The organism is Pikeienuella sp., assembly GCF_046290545.1.
GTDB lineage: Bacteria > Pseudomonadota > Alphaproteobacteria > Rhodobacterales > Rhodobacteraceae > Pikeienuella.
The window spans coordinates 312948-319433 of the sequence record NZ_JBKAGV010000015.1 but is presented as its reverse complement, the minus strand read 5'-3'; the positions used below and the strand labels follow the sequence as shown (position 1 = coordinate 319433).

The 6486-nt window shown below is 64.5% G+C and carries 8 protein-coding genes; all 8 read right to left on the bottom strand.

Annotated elements, in window-relative coordinates:
• Positions 1–51: 51 nt before the first annotated feature.
• The 8 genes from ACE37J_RS15215 to ACE37J_RS15180 are packed head-to-tail and all read right to left on the bottom strand — an operon-like array spanning position 52 to position 6471.
• Positions 52–2907 carry a glycoside hydrolase TIM-barrel-like domain-containing protein gene (locus tag ACE37J_RS15215; RefSeq protein WP_409712411.1) on the bottom strand — a complete coding sequence of 952 codons (2856 nt, stop codon included), beginning with the start codon at positions 2905–2907 and terminating at the stop codon, positions 52–54.
• 2 nt (positions 2908–2909) lie between these two features.
• Complete coding sequence (locus ACE37J_RS15210) at positions 2910–3374, bottom strand: peptidase (protein WP_409712409.1); 465 nt, start codon at positions 3372–3374, stop codon at positions 2910–2912.
• Complete coding sequence (locus ACE37J_RS15205) at positions 3352–4242, bottom strand: DUF2163 domain-containing protein (RefSeq protein ID WP_409712407.1); 891 nt, start codon at positions 4240–4242, stop codon at positions 3352–3354. The genes ACE37J_RS15210 and ACE37J_RS15205 overlap by 23 nt, the downstream gene beginning before the upstream one ends.
• Positions 4242–4874: a TIGR02217 family protein gene (locus tag ACE37J_RS15200; protein ID WP_409712425.1), complete on the bottom strand. Its 633-nt coding sequence runs from the start codon at positions 4872–4874 to the stop codon at positions 4242–4244. Before ACE37J_RS15200 ends, ACE37J_RS15205 begins: the two co-directional genes overlap by 1 nt.
• A 7-nt stretch (positions 4875–4881) precedes the next feature.
• Positions 4882–5535 carry a phage tail tape measure protein gene (locus tag ACE37J_RS15195; RefSeq protein ID WP_409712405.1) on the bottom strand — a complete coding sequence of 218 codons (654 nt, stop codon included), beginning with the start codon at positions 5533–5535 and terminating at the stop codon, positions 4882–4884.
• The gene (locus ACE37J_RS15190; protein ID WP_409712403.1) at positions 5532–5747 is read right to left on the bottom strand and encodes a phage tail assembly chaperone; all 216 of its coding nucleotides are present in this window, start codon (positions 5745–5747) and stop codon (positions 5532–5534) included. The genes ACE37J_RS15195 and ACE37J_RS15190 overlap by 4 nt, the downstream gene beginning before the upstream one ends.
• On the bottom strand, positions 5744–6058 hold the full coding sequence (locus ACE37J_RS15185; RefSeq protein ID WP_409712401.1) for a gene transfer agent family protein: 315 nt from the start codon (positions 6056–6058) through the stop codon (positions 5744–5746). The genes ACE37J_RS15190 and ACE37J_RS15185 overlap by 4 nt, the downstream gene beginning before the upstream one ends.
• Positions 6058–6471, bottom strand: coding sequence for a phage major tail protein, TP901-1 family (locus tag ACE37J_RS15180; RefSeq protein ID WP_409712399.1), 414 nt, complete (start codon positions 6469–6471; stop codon positions 6058–6060). Before ACE37J_RS15180 ends, ACE37J_RS15185 begins: the two co-directional genes overlap by 1 nt.
• Between the last annotated feature and the right edge of the window lie 15 nt (positions 6472–6486).

The following is a 6486-nucleotide window of genomic DNA, read 5'->3' as shown; positions in this document are numbered from 1 at the left end:
CACTCAGCGCTCGGCGGCTTGACGCCGACCGAGTTCGCCGACCAACTGAAACTAGCCCGGAAGGTCGCATGAGGACTGGACCAGATACAGGGTCAGGTCCCCGATAGCGAGATGCCTCCGGCCAAGCCGGACTAGAACCCCTTCACGCGAGGCCCGGCTTTCGGCAAGATGCCGCTCGGCGGTTTCTTGAGCTGCCGCGGCGTCAAGAACCAGGGGGGCGTTGAGCGCCTCGACTCTTGTCGAGGTCGAGCCGACGTGACGCGCCTCGGTTGAGCCGCTCTCATATCCGCTTTCATCGTCGATGTAAGTGAGCGTGATTGCCGAGGCGAGCTCCCCGTCCGGTGTCCGAGCGAAGCGCCGCTCTCGCTGGCCGCGGCTGGACAAGTGGATTTCACCCGCCTCTATTCCGATATCGGCTCGTCTGTCGCGATGCCTGAAGCGCAGGGTCTCTCCGCTCTCGATCGCATCGAAGCTGTAGGCGGACATCAGGTCCTGAAGCGCCGCACGGGCGCTTCCGGCTTGTTCGAGCATGTATCCATGAACGACGCCGTAGAGGGAGGAAACATCGACATTCGACACACCGGCCCTGCGGCAGATTTCCGCCACGACGTCGGCAAGCGGAGCCGCCCCGAGACGGCCCGTGATCCAGTGGCCGGATCGATGATTTGGCCCATCCGACCAGACGTCTAGCCGCGACGGGAACTCCGGCCACGGACGGGCATCCCAGGTCCATACAAAACTGCGCGAGGTTTCGACCATCCGTCCGGCGTAAAGCGAGGCCACAGGATTGTTGGCGTCATTCTCCCAGTATGAGAGCGTCGCCTGTAGGTACCGCCTCTGCATGAAATCATCCCGAACTCCCCTCGAAAAGTACGGCAGAAAGGACTCGGATGACTTGGGGTCGAAGAAGACATTTGGCTGGTTCGCGCCCAGATCTACGGCTGGGCAACCCAGTTCGGTGAACCAGATCGGCTTCGATCCTGGCGTCCAGGCGGTCGGCTGTGGCGCGCGAACGCCGCCGGGGCGGTCGTGATGCGCATTGCTCCACCATTGGCGGATATCCTTCGGGCGAAACAGCCAGTCCTCGCCATGCGCGCCATCAACGATGTCCGAGCGATCCTGCGCTTCTCGCGCTGCGGCGCTCGCATAGTACCAGTCGAAGCCTTCACCGCCTTCGATGTTGTTCTTGAGATACTGCAGCGAATATGGCGAACCGAACCCCTCGTCGAGATGGTCCCGAGTGTATCGCCAGTCTGCAATGGGCATGTAGTTGTCTATGCCAACGAAATCGATGGAGTCGTCGGACCAGAGCGGATCGAGATGAAAATGAACATCTCCGCTACCGTCGTTCGGTTGATGTCCGAAGTATTCCGACCAATCGGCGGCATAACCAATCTTGACATCTGGGCCGAGAATCTCGCGCACGTCGGCGGCCAGCGACCTTAACTCAGCCACCGCGGGGTATGCTGACGGACCGCTCCGGATATGCGTCAGTCCACGCATCTCCGATCCGATGCAGAAGCTGTCGACGCCACCGGCGAGCGCGCAAAGATGCGCGTAATGAAGAATAAACCGTCGGAAGCCCCACTCCGCCGGGCCGACATAGTCCACACGGTCTGAGCCGACGTTGAAATCGGCCGGCATTGCGTTGCCGAAGAACGCTCTCACTTCCTGCGCGGCGGCGGCTGTCTTGTCGGTTGAGTTGGCGACTTCCGGCGCACGGTCGAGCGTGATCCGGCCCCTCCATGGGAACGCCGGCTGGGGCGCCACCCCGGTCCACGGATTCGTCTTCGCATTTTGCTCGGGCACATCCATGAGGACGAAGGGATAGAACATCACCCTCCCATCTCGGCGGGCGATCTCCCGGATTGCGCGGATCACCGAGCCGTCAGAAGGCGTGCCGCCGAAGACGGGCCGGCCGGCAGCGTCGCTCGAAACGAGCCCGGCCTCCTGACGCCCGACTCCGCCGGCGCGCCATTCTGTCGGGCTGGTCTGCTTGTCTCGGCTCTCGACGCAAGGCTTTACTTCACAACGACCGCACCTCAGGTCGTCACCGAACCACGAGACGATCAATGATATGGCCTTGGCTTTCGGCGCCTCCGCGGCCAGTTGGCCGAGGGACACGAGCAGATCTGGCCTCTCCGAAGGCGTGTTGACGTTTTCGAACTCGGTGCGACCTGGGCCTACGATCCGGCGCACCTTGTCCGTATCAAGAGAGAACTCGCCCGATCCGGGCGAAAGCGCAACCGCTCGAATAAGTTCGGACAGACGAGGCGCGGCGGCTCCTTCCGCAGCCTCGGCTTCGCGCCAGACCTCGACATTGAACTGCGGAATCCGATTTCCAAAGGGTTTGAGGTCGACATCCTCGAAGACAATGTAGGCAAGACCGCGAAACGCCGGCGCATCGCCTTCGATCGCCTCGATAAGCGGGTCCGGATCCTGAATCTCGGAACCGTCATGCAGCCTGTGAACGAAGTCGCTGGGCGAGACCTCGTTTGCGTCCGCCCAGAGGCGCCCGATCCCGCTCACGCGTCCTTCGCAAAGGGCGACCGCGAATGAAATGGTGTAGCTGTAGCTCGCACTCTGAGCGCCGCCGCCTTTGCCGCCCCCATCGCTCTCGGTCATTCGCTCGCGGAACCGGCTCGCCCAGATGATCTGCCCGGCCACCCGAATGCGTCCGAACACCCGCGGAACCGGATCGCCCTCGCCCGCCCGCTGTACGCGAATGCGGTCCACCCGTCCGGTTGGCACCGGCGCAGAACCGCGGCCGAGGATCTGCTGATCAATGATCGATCCGGCGATCCCGCCCGCAGCGCGCCCTAGCGATGCTGCGCCGAGGCCAAGGAGGGAGCCTCCGGCCGCGCTACCGATCGAGGAGCCGGCCGCCGAGAGTAGCATGGTCGCCATGGTCAGTTCTCCACCGGAAATCCGAACGTCGCGACGGTTCGCGAGCGCCACCCGAAGGTGAGGGCAGTCTCGACCACCGAACGGCCCGAATAGGCGTGAATGATTGTTGGCCTTCCGCCCGGGTCGCTGGCCCGGATTGCGAGGTGCTTGGCGGGTGCGCCATCCATCATTCGAAAGAGAAGGATATCTCCCTCCAGCGCCTCCGGCGTCGGGTCGAGCAGCTCGTCCAGCGCTCTCCAAAGGGTCTCCTCACGAGCGCATTCGTCCCAGGCGCGCGTGTATGGAGGCGGCGTGACCGGCTCTGGGCCGACGATCTCGCGCCACACGCCGCGAACGAGACCAAGACAGTCGGCTCCGGCGCTCCGGAGGCTGGCCTGGTGCCGATACGGCGTACCGATCCATCCGCGGGCGGACGCGACAATGCGCGCCCGCCGCTCGCAAGGATCAGGAACCACGACGACCGCCATCGTGAATCATGCCCTCCGCCGGGTGAGCGGCGATCCAGCTATCCCCAGGAATATAGGGAAAACCTCGGAAATTCCTGAAATTCATGAATTTTGACCTACATGTCCCGGCGCGTTTGTCACAACCTGCGACGATGCTGAAAGCGTCGCCTTGTTCGGGCTGAAGCACCGGAGGCTCCAGAAACTCGAGCCAGGTCGTGTCGCCGCCTCCGAGATGCGAGCGAATGCGCGATCGCCGGCCCGCGTTCCGGCCTGACGTCCAGGTCAGGACGCCATCATCGAACCAACGATCTTCAAACTCGGAAAGGCCGGCCGCCCGGATGTTTCGAGAGTCCGAAATCGACTCGATTGTCCCTTCGCCGCGAAATCCCGGGAGCTGGGTATCGAAGCCGCATCTGCCGTCTCCGACCTCTGCATCGCAGACTTTCAGAAACCGTCGCCCGATCGGCCGGTTCAAGGGCTCCGAGAGCCCCCTGAGCTCAACCTCGAAACCTGCCGATCCGTGCGTGATTTCTCCGATCTCGCCCTTGAAGAGCAGGAGACGCGAAGCCGGCGCACGCCAATCGACAAGCCAGAGCCGGATCGCCGCGCCGTCATAGACGCCGCCGTCTATGTCCTCCTCGCGAATTCGCTCCGACTGGAGGGCGCCCGTGGCCGTCAGGTTGTCGATGGCGAGGCCGAGCGACCTCTCGATTGACGTGCCCTGAAACGCCGAGGCAGCCTCGAAGACCACATCGTCGAAAGCGATATCCTCGTCGTGATCGGTGAAGCCGATCGACGCGGCGAAAAGGGGATCGATCCGCCAGCAATGACAGAATGTCGTGACTCCGGCGTCGAGTTGAGCCTGCATTGATGGGGGGATGGAGCGCATCAGACCCTCACCTCGATGATGGGAACGGACGGAATCTCTCCCGCTTCGAAGGCGGAAAGGTTCACCTCGATCCTGTCCGTGTCGAAGCGCGCGGGCACATGGAAAAGAAAGCCCGCCGTCAGCGCGGCGCCGTCCGCCGGAGCGGCCGCAAGCGTGATCTGCCCGGTGGACCCATCGACGGTGAAGTCGCTTCCGTCTGCCAACGGCGTGCCGTCGAGCGCGACCAGCACTGTTCCCGCCATGGGCTTCGAGATCGGCCGGACATATTCGTCGTCCCCCGACGCATAGCGCCGCGAAAGCTGAAACACGGTCGTCGCTCCGTCGCCGAGACCGAGCGGCTGGTCGAACGCCGTAGGCGACTGCGAGGGCGCACAGGATTTGTAGTCCGACCAATCCTTCCAGCGAAAGGCGTGCAGCATTCCCCGCCTCGCTTCGAAGAAGGCGATGACCTCATGAACGTCGTCGAGGCGCCGCATTCCTAGCCCCGCCTCGTAGCGTCTCCGGGAGTGAGCCCAGGTCGAATTGCGCTCTTCAAACCCGCTCGCCAGGGTGACGATCTCCGTCCGGCGCTCGGGTCCGCCGCTCGATCCAAGGGATATCGAGGCCGGGAATACGACGTCATGAAAGCTCATCGTGGCCTCAGAGGTTTCTCTCGCCGCGGCGAACCGCGCGCGTGATGCTGGCGGAAATCTGTGACTGGCTGCGTCGGAAGCTCTCTGCATCCTGCGTCGTGATGTTGATCGTGACGCTCCGCGCGCCGCCGGCGCCTTCGGCCCGAACCCCGAGCTTGCCGTCGGCGCCGCGGCCGAGCGGCATGATCGCCTCGGCTCCGGCCTCGCCCATCAGGCCGACGCCGCCACGCATCGGAAAGGTTGTCGGCCCGCTCACCACCCCGCCCTTTGCGAAGGCGCGCACGCGCCCGCTCGCGAAGGCCCCGCCGTCCGCAAAGCCGGCGAAAAGGCCCGAGATCGCGCCACCGATCGAATTCTGCACCGGCGACAGCGCGGAATTCAGCACCGACCTGGAAAAGGACAGGGCGAGGTCCCGCATGACGTCGCTCAGCTTCGCGCCGCTGAAAATCGCGCTGTCGAATGCGCGGCGGAGACCGGTTCCGAACGAACGCGACAGCCCGTTCGTCTCGCGCTCCATCGCGCGGATCTCCGCAGTCGAAGCGCGAAGGTCGAAGGCGAGACCGGAGGTCGCGCCGTCGGCGGCGACACGCAAACGCTGATAGGCGCGCTCCAGATCGCCGAGCTCCGAAATCTGTCCGCGCGCGCCCGCATCGCTGCTCATGATTTCTCTCCGTCAGGATAGTCGCGGCTCAGCGCCGCGAAGGCGTCGCGGCTCAACGGCGCACGATCTTCAAACACCCCCATCTTACCCTTCACCGCGGCGTCGAACTCGCGCGGGGTCATCTTCCAGAATTCCGACGGGGCGAGGCCGAGCGCGCCGAGCCCGAAGCGCATCAGCATGTCCCAGTCGATCTTCGGCCTGTCTTTCGTCATCCAATCCCCCTGAAGCTGGCCGCGAGAAGCCGCGTCACCGCGGCGGCGGCCTCTATCGCGCCGCCGTCGAACTCCATCTCCGCAACTTCGGCTTCGCTTACCGCCCAGCCGCCTCCGTTGAGACCGGCCGTGATGACGGCGACGAGGTCCGCGGCGCCGAACCCGCCTGTCTCGAACCGCTCCGCCAGCGCCACAAGCCCTTGCGCGTCCAGCCGCGCCTCGAGCGCGGCCAGCGCGCCAAGCGTAAGCCGCATGCGCCGCATCTCGCCGCCGATCAGCACGCCCGTCTCGCCGCGTTGAGGGTTCAGCATCACAGCGCCGTAAAGCTGAGCGCGCCGGCGGAGGCGAACGTCGCTTCGAATGTCGCCTCGCCGTCATGGTCACCCGAGTATTCGAGCGCGGTCAGCTGGAACGCGCCTTCAATCACCCCGAAGCCCGGCACGACGAACTGGGTCGGAAGCGTTGAGGCGTCGAAGAAGGCCTGGCGAAGGACGGCGTCAGACACGGCGTCCTTGAAGACGCCGGAGCCGGAGATCGAAGCCGAGCGGGCGCCGGCTCCGGAAAGCAGCTCTCTCCAGCCTCCCGGGCTGTCAGCGGCCGTGGAGTCGACCGTTCCGGCATTGAAAGAAATCCGCGTCGCACGAAGCCCCGCCACCGTCTCATAGGCGCCGCTTCCTGACGGGTCGATCTTGATGAGAAGGTCTTTTCCCTTCTGGGCGGCCATGTCATGTCCTCTCGG